18 protein-coding genes are annotated in these 14132 nt (G+C 53.7%); 10 read left to right on the plus strand and 8 right to left on the minus strand.

Features of this window, described 5'->3' with window-relative positions; genetic code table 11:
* The first annotated feature begins 2 nt into the window (after positions 1-2).
* The 5 genes from fliO (at position 3) to rcsA (ending at position 3106) form a co-directional block, all read left to right on the plus strand.
* A complete protein-coding gene (gene fliO / locus EV102420_RS10145) occupies positions 3-377 on the plus strand; it encodes a flagellar biosynthetic protein FliO (RefSeq protein WP_042391439.1) in 375 nt (124 codons plus the stop codon).
* Positions 377-1114 carry a flagellar type III secretion system pore protein FliP gene (gene fliP / locus EV102420_RS10150; RefSeq protein WP_042391440.1) on the plus strand — a complete coding sequence of 246 codons (738 nt, stop codon included), beginning with the start codon at positions 377-379 and terminating at the stop codon, positions 1112-1114. Before fliO ends, fliP begins: the two co-directional genes overlap by 1 nt.
* A gap of 11 nt (positions 1115-1125) precedes the next feature.
* Complete coding sequence (gene fliQ / locus EV102420_RS10155) at positions 1126-1395, plus strand: flagellar biosynthesis protein FliQ (protein WP_042391441.1); 270 nt, start codon at positions 1126-1128, stop codon at positions 1393-1395.
* Between the two features lie 9 nt (positions 1396-1404).
* On the plus strand, positions 1405-2199 hold the full coding sequence (fliR, locus tag EV102420_RS10160; protein WP_042391442.1) for a flagellar biosynthetic protein FliR: 795 nt from the start codon (positions 1405-1407) through the stop codon (positions 2197-2199).
* Positions 2200-2482: 283 nt separating this feature from the next.
* A complete protein-coding gene (rcsA, locus tag EV102420_RS10165) occupies positions 2483-3106 on the plus strand; it encodes a transcriptional regulator RcsA (RefSeq protein ID WP_042391443.1) in 624 nt (207 codons plus the stop codon).
* Between the two features lie 48 nt (positions 3107-3154).
* Here rcsA and dsrB read toward each other — a convergent pair whose 3' ends face one another.
* Entirely contained in the window at positions 3155-3343 is a 189-nt protein-coding gene (gene dsrB / locus EV102420_RS10170) for a protein DsrB (protein ID WP_042391444.1), read from the minus strand.
* 124 nt (positions 3344-3467) lie between these two features.
* On the opposite strand from dsrB, the gene EV102420_RS10175 reads away from it, so the two are divergent.
* On the plus strand, positions 3468-3650 hold the full coding sequence (locus EV102420_RS10175; RefSeq protein WP_042391445.1) for a hypothetical protein: 183 nt from the start codon (positions 3468-3470) through the stop codon (positions 3648-3650).
* A gap of 294 nt (positions 3651-3944) precedes the next feature.
* Positions 3945-4760 carry a mannosyl-3-phosphoglycerate phosphatase-related protein gene (locus tag EV102420_RS10180; protein ID WP_042391446.1) on the plus strand — a complete coding sequence of 272 codons (816 nt, stop codon included), beginning with the start codon at positions 3945-3947 and terminating at the stop codon, positions 4758-4760.
* Here the strand turns inward: EV102420_RS10180 and dgcQ are convergent.
* Both dgcQ and EV102420_RS10190 read right to left on the minus strand, forming a co-directional pair.
* Positions 4739-6448, minus strand: a complete 1710-nt coding sequence (gene dgcQ, locus EV102420_RS10185) for a cellulose biosynthesis regulator diguanylate cyclase DgcQ (protein WP_255211673.1) — start codon at positions 6446-6448, stop codon at positions 4739-4741. The two genes, EV102420_RS10180 and dgcQ, sit on opposite strands and share 22 nt — an antisense overlap.
* Before the next feature lie 95 nt (positions 6449-6543).
* Positions 6544-7464: a DUF808 domain-containing protein gene (locus EV102420_RS10190; protein WP_106403917.1), complete on the minus strand. Its 921-nt coding sequence runs from the start codon at positions 7462-7464 to the stop codon at positions 6544-6546.
* 169 nt (positions 7465-7633) lie between these two features.
* Between EV102420_RS10190 and yedA the strand changes: the two genes are divergently transcribed.
* Positions 7634-8545, plus strand: coding sequence for a drug/metabolite exporter YedA (gene yedA / locus EV102420_RS10195; protein WP_042391450.1), 912 nt, complete (start codon positions 7634-7636; stop codon positions 8543-8545).
* On the opposite strand, the gene EV102420_RS10200 is transcribed toward yedA, so the two are convergent.
* Positions 8520-9017: a very short patch repair endonuclease gene (locus EV102420_RS10200; RefSeq protein WP_042391451.1), complete on the minus strand. Its 498-nt coding sequence runs from the start codon at positions 9015-9017 to the stop codon at positions 8520-8522. The two genes, yedA and EV102420_RS10200, sit on opposite strands and share 26 nt — an antisense overlap.
* A gap of 455 nt (positions 9018-9472) precedes the next feature.
* Between EV102420_RS10200 and ompC the strand changes: the two genes are divergently transcribed.
* Entirely contained in the window at positions 9473-10618 is a 1146-nt protein-coding gene (ompC, locus tag EV102420_RS10205) for a porin OmpC (RefSeq protein ID WP_042391452.1), read from the plus strand.
* 42 nt (positions 10619-10660) lie between these two features.
* Here the strand turns inward: ompC and EV102420_RS10210 are convergent, their stop codons facing one another.
* Complete coding sequence (locus EV102420_RS10210) at positions 10661-11287, minus strand: hypothetical protein (protein ID WP_042391454.1); 627 nt, start codon at positions 11285-11287, stop codon at positions 10661-10663.
* A gap of 392 nt (positions 11288-11679) precedes the next feature.
* Here EV102420_RS10210 and EV102420_RS22330 point away from each other — a divergent pair, with 392 nt between their 5' ends.
* Positions 11680-12012, plus strand: coding sequence for a hypothetical protein (locus tag EV102420_RS22330; protein WP_042391455.1), 333 nt, complete (start codon positions 11680-11682; stop codon positions 12010-12012).
* A 151-nt stretch (positions 12013-12163) separates the two neighbouring features.
* Here EV102420_RS22330 and EV102420_RS10225 read toward each other — a convergent pair whose 3' ends face one another.
* From EV102420_RS10225 to EV102420_RS21870, 3 genes are all read right to left on the minus strand, one after another.
* The gene (locus EV102420_RS10225) at positions 12164-12487 is read right to left on the minus strand and encodes a S24/S26 family peptidase (RefSeq protein ID WP_042391456.1); all 324 of its coding nucleotides are present in this window, start codon (positions 12485-12487) and stop codon (positions 12164-12166) included.
* Entirely contained in the window at positions 12487-12726 is a 240-nt protein-coding gene (locus EV102420_RS10230) for a hypothetical protein (protein ID WP_042391457.1), read from the minus strand. Before EV102420_RS10230 ends, EV102420_RS10225 begins: the two co-directional genes overlap by 1 nt.
* Positions 12727-12803: 77 nt before the next feature.
* On the minus strand, positions 12804-14048 hold the full coding sequence (locus EV102420_RS21870) for a tail fiber domain-containing protein (RefSeq protein WP_077776517.1): 1245 nt from the start codon (positions 14046-14048) through the stop codon (positions 12804-12806).
* Positions 14049-14132 lie beyond the last annotated feature (84 nt).

Raw genomic sequence — 14132 nt, forward strand, 5'->3', positions numbered from 1 at the left:
GCATGAAAACCCAGGCTACCGTTGTGCAGCCCTCTGCCGTTCACGGTTCACCGCTGGTGCAGGTGAGCGGCGCGCTGCTGGGCATTATTGCCCTGATCCTCGCGGCAGCCTGGCTGGCGAAGCGGATGGGCTTTGGCGGTAAAACCGCCAGCGCCCGTGGCCTGAAGGTCAGCGCCAGCACGACCGTTGGCCCGCGTGAGCGGGTAATTATCGTTGACGTCGACGATGCACGACTGGTGCTGGGCGTGACACCGTCACAAATCAGCCTGCTGCACACGCTTCCTCCGGCACCGTCCGCGAGCGAGGCCCCGAAAGAGAACACCCCGGATTTTCAGGCCGTGTTAAAGAATTTGATCAAGCGTTCCGGGAGATCCTGATGCGCCGTTTGTTATCCCTTGCGCTGGCTGGCCTGGTGCTGGTTGCGCCCAGCGCCTTTGCTCAACTTCCCGGATTAGTCAGCCAACCGCTGGCTAACGGCGGCCAGAGCTGGTCCCTGCCGGTGCAGACCCTGGTGTTTATCACCTCCCTGACCTTCCTGCCCGCTATTCTGCTGATGATGACCAGCTTCACCCGCATCATCATCGTTTTTGGCCTGCTGCGTAACGCGCTGGGCACGCCCTCCGCGCCGCCTAACCAGGTGCTGCTCGGCCTCGCCCTGTTCCTGACCTTTTTTATTATGTCGCCGGTGATCGATAAGATTTATACCGAGGCCTATCAGCCGTTCAGCGAAAGCAAGATCTCCATCGACGTGGCGCTGGAGAAAGGCGCACAGCCGCTGAGAGAGTTTATGATGCGCCAGACGCGGGAAGCCGATTTAGCACTGTTTGCTCGCCTGGCCAACAGCGGTCCGCTGCCCGGTCCGGAAGCGGTGCCGATGCGCATTCTGCTCCCGGCCTACGTCACCAGCGAGCTCAAGACCGCGTTTCAGATTGGCTTTACCATTTTTATTCCGTTCCTCATCATCGACCTGGTGATCGCCAGCGTGCTGATGGCGCTAGGGATGATGATGGTTCCGCCCGCCACCATCGCCCTGCCGTTTAAGCTGATGCTGTTCGTGCTAGTAGACGGCTGGCAGCTGCTGGTCGGCTCGCTGGCGCAGAGCTTTTACAGTTAAGGAGTGCGGAAATGACGCCAGAATCAGTGATGATGATGGGTACGGACGCGATGAAAATCGCGTTGATGGTTGCCGCGCCCCTGCTGCTGGTGGCGCTGGTCACCGGCCTGGTGATCAGTATCCTTCAGGCCGCCACGCAGATTAACGAGATGACGCTGTCGTTTATCCCGAAAATTATCGCCGTTTTCGTTGCTATTATCGTTGCCGGCCCGTGGATGCTTAACCTGCTGCTGGACTATATGCGCACCCTGTTCAGCAACATTCCCTATATTATTGGATAAGTAACCCTTATGGTGTCGGTAACCAGCGATCAGTGGCTCCACTGGCTGAGCCTCTACTTTTGGCCGCTGCTGCGCGTGCTGGCGCTGATCTCCACCGCGCCGATCCTCAGCGAGCGTAGCGTGCCCAAACGCGTTAAGCTGGGACTGGGGTTTGTGATTACCCTCGTCATTGCGCCTTCCCTGCCCGCCACCAACGTGCCGATCTTTTCCGGTGACTCGCTGTGGCTGGCGCTACAGCAGATCCTGATTGGCATCGCGCTGGGTTTTACCATGCAGTTCGCCTTTGCCGCCATACGCACCGCCGGAGAGCTAATTGGGCTACAGATGGGCCTCTCCTTTGCCACCTTCTTCGATCCCGGCAGCAACCTGAATATGCCCGTGCTGGCGCGCTTTATGGATATGCTGGCCCTGCTGCTGTTCCTGACCTTTAACGGTCACCTGTGGCTGATTTCGATGCTGGTGGATACCTTCCATACCCTGCCCATCGGCGGCGAGCCGGTGAACAGTAACGCGTTCCTGGCCCTCACCCGTGCGGGCGGACTGATTTTTATCAACGGCCTGATGCTGGCGCTGCCGGTCATCACCCTGCTGCTGACGCTGAACCTCTCCCTGGGGCTGTTGAACCGTATGGCTCCCCAGCTCTCTATCTTCTCGGTAGGTTTTCCCATCACCCTGGGCGTCGGCATTGTCCTGATGGCGGCCCTGATGCCGCTTATTGCCCCTTTCTGTGAGCATCTGTTCAGCGAGATTTTTAATCTGCTGGCGGATATCATCAGCGAATTACCGCAGGCCGCCAGCCCCTAGATTTTGAACGGTCTTTATTGAGGATAATCCTAAAAAGGATTTTCATTAATACCCGCCAGGATATACGTGACGCGGTTTATTTGTTTTTATGATTATCACAGTTCCGAAAGTTTACTTTACTTTAAGATGTTTCCTGGCAAATTATACCTAACTTTACGGGATAGTGTGTTCGCCTGAAAGTCCTGTCCTGCTCATAGGTTTTCAGAATATTTTCATCCTTTTACTGTTATGAGTAGCTCAGGCAGGTGGTGAATTATCGTTACGCATTGAGTGAGGGTATGCCATGTCAACGATTATTATGGATTTATGCAGCTATACCCGGTTGGGATTAACCGGTTATCTGGCAAGTCGCGGAGTGAAAAAACGAGATATCAAAGACGTATCCAGCGTCAGCGAGCTCGGCTCAGCATGTGAGGCCTGGCGGCCCGCCGTGGTGTTTATTAATGAAGACTGCTTCATCCACGATCTCGAACAGAGTCAGCATATAAAGCAAATCATTAATCAGCATCCCAAGACGTTGTTTATTGTGTTTATGGCGATAGCAAATATCCATTTTGATGAATACCTGCTGGTGCGCAAAAACTTATTAATTAGTTCTAAATCGATTAAGCCTGAGTCGCTGGATGAGTTCCTCGCCGATTACCTAAATAAAGAAGCGAAGGGTCAGAAAGGGATTAATCTTCCTACACTATCGTTAAGCCGTACTGAATCCAGTATGCTGCGGATGTGGATGTCCGGCCAGGGAACGATTCAAATCTCCGACCAGATGAATATTAAAGCCAAAACGGTATCATCACATAAGGGTAATATTAAAAGAAAAATAAAAACGCATAATAAGCAGGTTATCTACCACGTGGTACGTCTGACGGATTATGTCACCAGCGGCATCTTCGTCAATATGCGTTGAGAGGGCAAGCAGGCACTTACCCTCCAGGGCATGAGGGTAGTGATAGCGTTACGCCTGCATCTCGACAAATACCCCGTCCGGATGCCCTTTTTCATTAAAGAACCAGATGCCGAGCGGGTAATCATCAAGCGAAACCAGATACATCGTGCCTTCATTAAACTCTTCAATGGCGAGCACAACACCCGGACGTCGCGGTCCCCCGTCCGTTTTAACTGTAACCCGATCGTTTACCTTCATTATTTTCCTCCTGTCACATTTTTGCCAGTGTAGAACAAAACTCGCGGTCTGACAGCCCTGGCATCATGATTGCTGCTTTTCTCAACCGTCTATACTTAGGGAAACGGCCTGTGGAGTCACGACGATGAAAACCCGCCATGAGAAAACGTTAAACAATGCTGAAGTTGACGCGCTGTTGGCTGCTATCGATCCCAGCGGCCCCGAGAAGCGCCCCGTCGATCGCGTGCACAATGGTGAAGAGCAGTCGGTCGCCAACGCCTGGGAGCTAGATATTCATGACGGCAGCGCGGCGGAGCTGGATCGCTAAAAGAAAAAATCCCGGTCTGGGGAGACCGGGATAAAGCTTGCGTTTGCAAGAAGCACTTGAAAATTCGTTACACCAGGAAATCTGATGCGGATATGAATGTATAGGCAAATTATTTGCGGTACAAGATAATATTCATCAACCTAATTATTATTTTGTATAACTGTTTTGCGACTAATGTATGAGAAGCCAGACGGAATCGCCTTTAGCGGGCTATTGAAATCAGGTATTTATAGTGCATGTTTATTAATTTGAGATTTTTCTTACCATCCCGTTGCGCTAGCAAAGGAGCAGACCATGCCCGGCCTTAACGACACACTGCTGGTATTTACCGATATCGACGGTACGTTGCTTGATAGTCATACCCATGAATGGCAGCCAGCCGAGGCGTGGTTAACTCGTCTGCGTCAGCATGAGATACCCGTTATCCTGTGCAGCAGCATGACGGCCGCGGAAATTGTAGCGATTCAGAAAATGGTAGGGTTACAAGGGCAACCGTTTATCGCGGAGAATGGCGCGGTGATCCAGCTTGATACGCGCTGGGAAGCGCATAACAACGCTTCCCGACTGCTTAACGGCACGACTCACGATCAGATTACGACCGTTTTGACGCCGCTGCGGGAAAATGAAGGATATAAATTCACTACCTTTAGCGATCTTGAGGTGGCTGCCCTGGTTGAGCTAACCGGTTATACGCCCGCTCAGGCGAGCCTGGCCCGGCTGCATGAAGCCTCGGAGACGCTGATCTGGCGCGACAGCGACGAGCGGATGGCAAAATTTGACGCTGACCTGAATCGCTTTGGCCTGCGCCTTGTCCAGGGGGCACGCTATTGGCACGTTATTGACCAGCGCGACGGTAAGGATCAGGCGGTGAATTGGCTGACGCGCCAGTACTGTCAGCATGAGGGCAAGCAGTACACGACCCTGGGCCTTGGCGATGGCCCAAACGATGCGCCTATGCTGGACAACGTCGATTTTGCCATTGTGGTGAAGGGGTTTAACCGCGATGGCGTGACGCTACGCGATGATGATCCCTCCCGGGTCTATCGCACCACTCAGACTGGCCCCGCAGGCTGGCATGAGGGGCTGGATCACGTGTTCGGCGCATCCTGAATGGGGTCAACCGCGCAGACGCGGTTGCGCCCAGCCCACTTGGCCAGATAGAGCCGTCTGTCTGCCACCATCTGCAGATATTCAAAGGCATAGCTCTCGCTCGGCTCGGCGCTGCTAACGCCCAGCGAGGCGCTAATGCGCACCGTCTGGCTATTGTGGACAAGGATCTCTTTGCGGCTGATACGCTCGCGTATTCGCTCTGCAATGCGCTGCGCCTGGAGCAGCGTGCTTCCCGGCAGAACGATGCAGAACTCCTCCCCACCGACGCGCCCGGCCAGATCTTCTCCCTGTATACAGCCCCCAATTAGCCGTGCGGCCTGGGTCAGGACTAAATCTCCCGCCTGGTGACCATAGTGGTCGTTAACGTTTTTGAAGTGATCGAGATCGAGCTGGATCACCGAGAACGGCCTGTGCTGCTGCTGACACAGCTCCGCCAGCGCTTTTGCCCGTTCAAACAGTGCGCCGCGGTTGAGCAGCCGCGTCAGGGGATCGTGCCACGCCTGCCACTGTAACGAGTGCTGCATGGCATACATATTATTTACCATGCGGCGAATGACGATCCAGGAGCTGAGCAGCATCGCGGTAAACAGCAGCCACAGCAGCGCCAGGGCAATGCTGATGGTGCCAAAATCGCCCTGCAAGCCTTCGCGTAGGGTATGGATGCGCAGCAGCAGCCCATCAAAGCGGTCGAGTTTCTGCCAGACGACAAAGGATAGGCCAAGTCGCAGGCTGCCGCTATTGCTTTGGGCTATGGCCTGCATCAGCGCCTGACGCTGTGCCGGGGTAAACGCCCGTGGCTGCACGCCCGCAGGCAGCGAGGTGACGACCCGCTCAAGTTGACTATTGTAGAGCTGATACTCCCCCTGCTCTTCATCCCTGAGCGCCTCCTCCAGCAGCGTCTTTACCGACGAGAAGGCGTAGTCAATCGCCAGCACGCCCAACCAGCGCTGGGCATCGTCCAGCGGCACGCTCACCGTCACTATCGACGCCTGCGTGTCCGTGTGGTGCGCCGAGGTAAACCAGCGTACGCCGCGAAAACGGTTAGCATGGTGAGACTGCCCGGTAAACCAGGGCTCTGCCAGCAGGCTCTCATAACGCGTAACGCTCTCTGCCGACGCGACTGAGGGTTGTGAAGAGAGGAAAAAGCCCGCGCGTGAGACATACCATGCGTGCTTCGGCATCGCCGGTAGCGCTGTGGCAAGACGCATGATGTAGCCCACCTCCAGCGCGGCGGTCATCTCATTATGCATCTGTGGATCGTCACGGCTAAGCAGAGGATGGCCCGCAACGAAGTCATCAGAAACGCCGGTAATCGGCAGCGTGCGCCGCTGATCGACGCTGATACGCCAGAAAGGCTGCTGACGCTGCTGAGCAAACTCAACCTGCACGTTCTTGAGCACGTCCGAGGTCAGCGGCGTCTCCACCGCTGCCCGCATCGCATTACGGAAGAACAGCAATGCGTTAACCCCGATCTCCATCTGCCGATCGAGCGCGCTGGAGACCTTGTCGAGGGTATTACGCTGGCTGGCGACGTAGGCATCCTCCAGCACCACTACCTCGCGCCAGGTCAGCAACGTTGAGCTGACCAGCACAATCACAAAGCAGAGATTAACGACGCGAGCAGGCACGAAATAGTTGCGCATGCTATTCAGTCGTGACGAGCCAGTGGCAGCGGTAGAGGGTGGCACGACGTCTCCATGGTTTTTGCTGAAGTTATCCAGTCACTACATTACCTATTATCGGCACGCTGCTGCCAGACTTCATATCGGGCCAACGCCGTTAGCTAGTGGGCGGCTCCGCGCAGACGCGAGATGCCCTTCACTAGTCCGACGACAATCAGGCCAATAATAAATCCGAGCACCAGGTTTGCCAGCGTTGGCAACGTCGCGCCGATGACCGCGCCCTGCTCGGCGGCAAAATGCTCGATGGCATGGTGCAGAGGCGCAATGCCGTGAACCACGATGCCGCCCCCCACCAGAAACATCGCCAGCGTACCGACGATGGTCAGCACTTTCATCAGCCAGGGCGCAATTACCAGTAATCCCTTACCCACAATTTTTGCCAGCGCACCCGGCCGCTCCACCAGCCAGTAGCCCATATCGTCCAGCTTAACGATGATCCCTACCAGGCCATAAACACCAAGCGTCACCAGCACGGCAATACCCGACAGCACCAGCACCTGGTTAAGCAGCGGCGCATCGGCCACGATCCCCAGCGTGATGGCAACAATCTCTGCCGACAGGATAAAGTCGGTGCGGATCGCCCCTTTCACTTTATCTCGCTCATACTGCTTGGGATCCTGTTTCGCAATGGCGTTCAACCGCTCCTGCGCCTGCTGGGGATCCTCTTTATGCTTGCGGGCATGCAGGCTATGCAGCACCTTCTCCACGCCCTCAAAGCAGAGAAACGCCCCGCCGACCATCAGCAGCGGCGTAATGGCCCAGGGAATAAAGGCGCTGATCAACAGCGCCAGCGGGACCAGGATCACCTTGTTTAGCAACGAGCCTTTGGCCACGCTCCAGACCACCGGCAGTTCGCGGTTGGCCCGCACGCCGGAAACCTGCTGGGCGTTGAGCGACAGATCGTCCCCCAGCACCCCTGCGGTCTTTTTAGCCGCCAGCTTGCCCATCAATGAAATGTCGTCGAGCAACGTGGCAATATCGTCCAGTAAGGTTAATAAACTACTTCCTGCCAAAATAAACATCCTTCTCTAACTGCTGATAATAGGAAGATTATGGAGCATAAAAGCCCATTGCGTAAATTTATCCTTAACGTCAACAAATCTTTAACATTACAAACACAATTAATTGCTCGCCAGTCTGATTGTTTTGGCGTTTACTCTATGCGTCATTTCAATTTTGTCGTGAGGGAGTATGCGTTTCAGGCAGCTTTTACCGCTTATTGGTGCGCTTTTTGCGCTCTACATTATTTGGGGTTCCACCTACTTTGCGATCCGCATCGGCGTCGAGAGCTGGCCGCCGTTAATGATGGCCGGGGTACGCTTTTTCTCTGCCGGTCTCCTGCTGATCGCCTTTTTGCTCATTACCGGCCACCGTTTGCCCTCCCTGCGCCCACTGCTTAACGCGGCGTTGATTGGGGTTCTGCTGCTGGCGGTGGGTAACGGCATGGTGACGCTGGCCGAGCATCAAAACGTTCCATCCGGGATTGCCGCCGTGGTCGTGGCGACCGTTCCGCTCTTTACCCTCTGCTTTAGCCACTTTTTCGGCATCGCTACGCGCAAGCTAGAGTGGTTTGGCATTGCCATCGGCCTGTCGGGCATTGTGCTGCTTAACAGCGGCGGTAACCTGAGCGGTAATCCGTGGGGAGCAGGCATGATCCTCATCGGATCCCTGAGCTGGGCTTTCGGCTCTGTTCTGGGTTCGCGCATCGAGCTGCCCAACGGCATGATGGCCGGGGCGATTGAGATGCTTACCGCAGGCGTGGTGCTGCTGGCCGCCTCTGGGCTGACCGGCGAGCGGCTCACGGCGATGCCAACGGCGTCTGGGCTGCTGGCCGTAAGCTATCTGGCGATTTTTGGTTCGATTATTGCCATCAACGCCTATATGTTCCTGATCCGCAATACTTCGCCTGCGGTTGCCACCAGCTACGCCTACGTTAATCCGGTGGTGGCCGTGCTGCTGGGGACAGGGTTTGCCGGTGAAAGCCTCTCCCCTATTGAGTGGCTGGCGTTGGGGATTATCATTCTGGCGGTGGTGCTGGTCACGCTGGGTAAGTACCTGCTGCCTGCCCGTCCAACGGTTACGCCGTGCGGGGCGGAGAAGTAGCCAAGCCGCAGGTCTGAATGCCCCGGGTGTCGATCTGCGCGGCCGCCCCGCCGCCGCAGATCCACTCTTCAAGCCGCTCGCTAAGATCCGCATCGCTCAGCTTCGCCCGCCCGCGTATCGCACACTCCCAGACAATCAATACTCGCCAGCCCTCGGTCAGCAGCTGGGCGCAGTCGCGCCGGTCGCGTTCGACGTTTTTACCAATCTTCTCCAGCCAGAATTCAGTACGCGTGGCCGGGACCTTAAACAGATAGCAGTCATGATGGTGCCAGAAGCAGCCGTGGGTAAAGATAACGCAGCGGTAGTCATCGACGACAAAGTCCGGCGTGCCGGGCAGCGCCGCATCCTGAACGCGAAACGCCAGCCCGCACTCAGTAAGCAGCGCAGCAAGCCGTTTCTCAATGGCCGTATCACGCGTGCCGATGGCGCGCATATTTTTGCTGCGCGTGGCTTTATCATGCACGTCTGCCATGCTCTTCCCTCATTGCTGTCTGCCTGGCTCATAATAGGTTAATAATTTTAGCATCGAGAACAATAGTGGACTGATTTTTTTAAGGTGCTATGAGATTATTCTCGTCGTTATTAATCCAAGATGTAGTTTAAGTACTACCCTCACTCTTCTCGACACCATTTTGCTCAGCTGACTCTCGCTGAGCTTTTTTTTGCTTTTTTATTAGTCATTTTCCAAATAAATAAAACCTCATCAAACATTCAATAAAAATATGACAAACATCACCAGCACAAATAAAAGAGAGCATATTCATTCACCCCATAAATAACAAATGGAAATGAAACGTTTAGCAATAAATAATACCATTTGCTTACATCATTCTTTTAAAAATAAATGAACTTAATCGCTAGTATCAGGACTGTAACTCGGGTATTTCACAACCATTTACATAAACTATAATTTATAGGACATGGATAATGAAAAGAAAAGTATTGGCAATTATTGTCCCGGCATTATTAGCCGCAGGCGCAGCACATGCAGCAGAAGTCTATAACCAGAACGGCAACAAACTTGATCTGTACGGTAAAGTTGACGGCCTGCACTACTTCTCTGATAACAGCAGCGCTGATGGCGATCAAACCTATATCCGTATGGGCTTCAAAGGCGAAACCCAAATCACTGACCAGCTGGTAGGATACGGCCAGTGGGAGTATAACGTTCAGGCGAATAACACCGAAAGCAGCAGCAACCAAAGCTGGACGCGTCTGGCCTTCGCTGGCCTGAAGGCAGGCGACTACGGTTCATTCGACTATGGGCGTAACTACGGCGTGCTGTATGATGTAGAAGCCTGGACCGATATGCTGCCTGAGTTCGGTGGCGACAGCTATACCCAGGCTGATAACTTTATGACCGGCCGTGCCAACGGTGTAGCAACCTACCGCAACGACAATATGTTTGGTCTGGTCGACGGTCTGGCATTTGCCGTGCAGTATCAGGGCAATAATGAAGATGCTGGTAACGGCAACGAAGGTACCAGCAGCCCGCGCGACGTTCGCCATGAAAACGGTGACGGCTGGGGTCTGTCCACCACCTATGACATCGGCAGCGGCTTTAGCGTAGGTGCAGCGTATGCGTCATCTGACCGTACTGCGGATCAAACAAATCGCGGCAATGCAGCAGACAGCACCTATGCTGGCGGCGATAAAGCAGATGCCTGGACCACCGGTCTGAAGTATGACGCTAACAACGTTTACCTGGCGGCGATGTATTCTGAAACCCGCAATATGACACCGTACGGCAGCACCGATGACGGCGATCTTGGCGGTATTGCCAATAAAACGCAGAACTTTGAAGTTACCGCGCAGTACCAGTTCGACTTTGGCCTGCGTCCGGCTGTTTCTTTCCTGATGTCTAAAGGCAAGGATCTGAACTACAACGGTTCTAATACCGATGAAGATTTGGTGAAATATGCTGACGTAGGCGCAACCTACTACTTCAATAAAAACATGTCTACCTATGTAGATTATAAAATCAACCTGCTGGATGACGACGATCAGTTCTACAAAGATGCCGGCATCGCTACCGACGATATTGTCGCGCTGGGTCTGGTTTATCAGTTCTAAAACCTTTTTAAAAAACAAAGCCCGCTCGCTGCGGGCTTTTTATTAGTGCGCGGTGGACAATCGCATACCGACCACTTTATCACGCTGCATCATGCCAAAGGCAATAATAAATAGCCCCAGCATAAAGGGAATTTCATACAGTTCCTCAAGCAGATCCTGATCGTGAGCATCATGCAAAACCAGCGAGCCCAGCAGGCGATGGTGCTCTACGGCATCGGAAAGCAAAAAGGTTATCACCACCAGCAACACGGTCCACAGGGGGAACGTTTCCTGGCGAAAACGCAGCGCGATCTCTTTACGCAGCGTAGCGGAAACGATCACCGGCAGCACCAGTGCCGCAATCAGAACGACCGAGATAATACGGAAAATCACTCTTGGCTCGTCCGGGAAGTAGACCCTGCCCCAGCTGGTACTGCGCCCTAACAGTACTACCCACCAGGCAACGGACCACAGCCAGAAGGCTTTCTGACCGGGCGTCAGCGTCCAGGGCTTGATCCAGAAAAGGGTGAACAGTGCGCCAAAAAGCAGCCATAAGGCCTGCCCATTCTCAATCCAATTAACCAGCCTCGCTTCGCTAACGGGTAGCGGGATCTCTGGAAAGAAGGGAAAGAGAACGGATAAAATAAAGAGCAGTGCTGTAACAAACGGCAGCTGTGCGTCCAGTTTCATGATTATTATTACCTGGAAAAATATTAGCCGTCTATTTTATCTGGGTATGTTAGCTGCTGCTTTGCGATGTGTGCCAATTAGGGCAGCTAAATTAGGATAATGATGATTCACGCTACGAATAGAAGAGAACTACCTTTGAGAGACATGTAAGCAGTGAGTTGTGATGAACGTCGTTGAAAGCGGTACGGGTAAGTGCTTGAATAGTGGCGGAGAGAGGGGGATTTGAACCCCCGGTAGAGTTGCCCCTACTCCGGTTTTCGAGACCGTTCTTCACTCATTAAATTACATCAACTTACCGTAAAAAATGAGAAAAAAGCACATGATTTGACCTCTTAAAATTCATCAGGTTACAGTGTGCAGCCGATAGTTTTTCTCACCCGAAAGGCGACTAAATGGACAATTTTATGAAGTACAAATATGCTTGGGAAAAGTTCCATTCCAGTATTTTAACGCTGGCTTCTGATGGTCCCTTCCCTCAGAGAATTTCTGACGCTTATCTGTATGGTATTTCACTTCTTAAAAAAGAGAATGACATCCCAGAACCTCTTTGGGAAGATTATGAAGAACTGGTGTCTCTTCTTACTGGCACTGAGCCAGAAGCCTATGAAGGCCGTGTATCAGCGTCAGTAAACAGGTTGGGTGAGCTAGAGCTCAACCGAGCCTCTGAACTGATGGTTGGCTTATACGATAGCCTCTGCAGATATATGCCAAATCATAATGCCTGACATGGGGTGTCGGGGGTCGGAGGTTCAAATCCTCTCGTGCCGACCAAAAAATCCCAGAAGAACCAGCCTCTTACGGCTGGTTTTTTTATGCCTGTAATCTGGCTGGGGTACTGTTGGGGTAAAATGGGGGTAAAACCCCCGTCAAATTACCTTACAGTACCGGGCAGTCGTCACCCCGCTCCACTGCATTGATCAGCGCTGTCACCGGCCCGATTACAGTCACGCCGTCCAGGGCCTCACCCTCAATCGCTTCGCCGTCCTCGGTTATCAATGCGTCGCCCATCCACCTGGCGAACTGGTTATAGCCGTCGACGCTCACCAGCAGCACTATGCCTTGAGCTGGCCGCTTCGCCTTATCGATCACGGCCCAGCCGCTCGACGTTTCAATCAGCAGAGTATTGCCGTTTACGTTGAATAACTCGTTCAGGCACAGCGGACGCTGTACGTAGTCTTGTGCTGGCGACGGGAAGCCCATTACATGATCCTCCCCATGCCGATCATGAAGAAGCGCCGGTCCTCGCCCTCATGCGGGGTGTAGTCCCGAAAATACGTCTGGTACTGGGCTATCCACCGGTTCGCCCGGCCTAACGACCAGTGGTGATTCACCGCCTCGAGCTCACGCACAAAATCAACGCTGGTCACCACCAGCCTGCCGCTAGGTTCCCGCTTGGTAGCCGCCCTGAATGCGGTACCGATGTCTGAATATTTAGCCACTCTATGCCCTCCCTGTTAAATACTGTATATATGAACAGTAGTTTCAGGGAGAGGCCAGATCAAGACGGTACGGCCTATTAATTTTCTTCAGTAACGGTGTAGTCGGTTTCAGGGTTATACCCGTGGGCTTGCAGAAACGCCGCCATATTGCGCTGGTTTTTCTCCAGGGCGGCTACAGCCTGATCGAGCTCGACTGCTGTTTGCAGCACCAGGCCGGTGACCGCAGCGTAGTCCACGGTATAGCTGCGCTTGCTGTCATCACGCGCCCGTTTCAGGCGGGTAACCACGCGCGTTTCGGTGACGGTGATCAGCTCCCCGTTTTCGTCCAACGTCTCAACCTCGTACGGTTCCTCGACAGACTCATACTGGTCATAATCATCAAATACAGACCCTATAGCCTCCGGCAGCACGTCCATCAGTTCCTGTGCGATCACACCTGCAGACGGCATCCCTGTATCTTTGAGGATATAAGTCACGCCACGCAACAGCCTGATTTTATCGCGGGCATCATTTATCGTTGTGATCTCGTCTTTTTTATCGGCGTCGGACGTCTGGGTCAGCGACACGCAACTAATATTGCCTTGAGTGGTAAAGTTGCCATTGTTCCGCATTGCGAAATATTTCTCGGTCCCTGTTAATGTTGCCTGCGTTGTAACAAAAACCAAATCACCGTAGTTCTCGCAGAAGGCATAAGCCATCTTTTTTAAAGTGGATGGGTAGATAAAATTCCAGTCGCCGTAGCTACTCGCCTGAGTGACTATTGAAACACCTCCGGTAATAGAGATTGGAGATGAAATAGTGCCACCTGTTTTACCATCTACAGAGTTGAGCTGTTTGTCGCTGATACCCAGATTACCGCGAGCGCCAGCAGCCGTTGTCGATCCTGTACCACCGGATTCAACAGGCGCTGCCCCATTAGCCCCCTTCTGAACAAGAGATTTTTGCGCAGGCACGGTGACAGCCACACCGTTGATAGTTATCGTCACGTTCCCGGAACCGGTCATAACATCGCCGAACCCGCTCATGTATGCCTGATACATGCCAAACGTCTCAGCGAGGTCGAGAGCGAAGCCATCGAGGCTTTTGCTGTCACTGAGCAGAATCGCATAGCGGGTCCCCGCCGGGATTGCCGGATTTACAGCAGGCGTCACCGCCAGTTGCGTGGCGCTGTTGACCGCCGTGATCTGAAATACCTGCGCCGGGCTGGTCAGGACAATGACAGTGCAGCCATTGCGGATCAGGCTGCCCGCTGCTGCGAAATTAGTTCCGGTACCGTTGAGCGTGTTGCCGCTACCGGTGATCGTGCCAGTGGTGTAAATCATGTTGTCTCCGGGCAATAAAAAACCCGCTCGCGGCGGGTCTGATGTGGAATGAGTGATTTTTCAGGCGGGCTAAACCAGCCCGAG

The organism is Pseudescherichia vulneris NBRC 102420 (assembly GCF_000759795.1).
Lineage (GTDB): Bacteria > Pseudomonadota > Gammaproteobacteria > Enterobacterales > Enterobacteriaceae > Pseudescherichia > Pseudescherichia vulneris.

Coding starts and splice junctions, on each gene's coding strand:
- fliO (WP_042391439.1), top strand. CDS start 3: ATGAAAACCCAGGCTACCGTTGTGCAGCCCTCTGCCGTTCACGGTTCA.
- fliP (WP_042391440.1), top strand. CDS start 377: ATGCGCCGTTTGTTATCCCTTGCGCTGGCTGGCCTGGTGCTGGTTGCG.
- fliQ (WP_042391441.1), top strand. CDS start 1,126: ATGACGCCAGAATCAGTGATGATGATGGGTACGGACGCGATGAAAATC.
- fliR (WP_042391442.1), top strand. CDS start 1,405: ATGGTGTCGGTAACCAGCGATCAGTGGCTCCACTGGCTGAGCCTCTAC.
- rcsA (WP_042391443.1), top strand. CDS start 2,483: ATGTCAACGATTATTATGGATTTATGCAGCTATACCCGGTTGGGATTA.
- dsrB (WP_042391444.1), bottom strand. CDS start 3,343: ATGAAGGTAAACGATCGGGTTACAGTTAAAACGGACGGGGGACCGCGA.
- EV102420_RS10175 (WP_042391445.1), top strand. CDS start 3,468: ATGAAAACCCGCCATGAGAAAACGTTAAACAATGCTGAAGTTGACGCG.
- EV102420_RS10180 (WP_042391446.1), top strand. CDS start 3,945: ATGCCCGGCCTTAACGACACACTGCTGGTATTTACCGATATCGACGGT.
- EV102420_RS10190 (WP_106403917.1), bottom strand. CDS start 7,464: ATGTTTATTTTGGCAGGAAGTAGTTTATTAACCTTACTGGACGATATT.
- yedA (WP_042391450.1), top strand. CDS start 7,634: ATGCGTTTCAGGCAGCTTTTACCGCTTATTGGTGCGCTTTTTGCGCTC.
- EV102420_RS10200 (WP_042391451.1), bottom strand. CDS start 9,017: ATGGCAGACGTGCATGATAAAGCCACGCGCAGCAAAAATATGCGCGCC.
- ompC (WP_042391452.1), top strand. CDS start 9,473: ATGAAAAGAAAAGTATTGGCAATTATTGTCCCGGCATTATTAGCCGCA.
- EV102420_RS10210 (WP_042391454.1), bottom strand. CDS start 11,287: ATGAAACTGGACGCACAGCTGCCGTTTGTTACAGCACTGCTCTTTATT.
- EV102420_RS22330 (WP_042391455.1), top strand. CDS start 11,680: ATGGACAATTTTATGAAGTACAAATATGCTTGGGAAAAGTTCCATTCC.
- EV102420_RS10225 (WP_042391456.1), bottom strand. CDS start 12,487: ATGGGCTTCCCGTCGCCAGCACAAGACTACGTACAGCGTCCGCTGTGC.
- EV102420_RS21870 (WP_077776517.1), bottom strand. CDS start 14,048: ATGATTTACACCACTGGCACGATCACCGGTAGCGGCAACACGCTCAAC.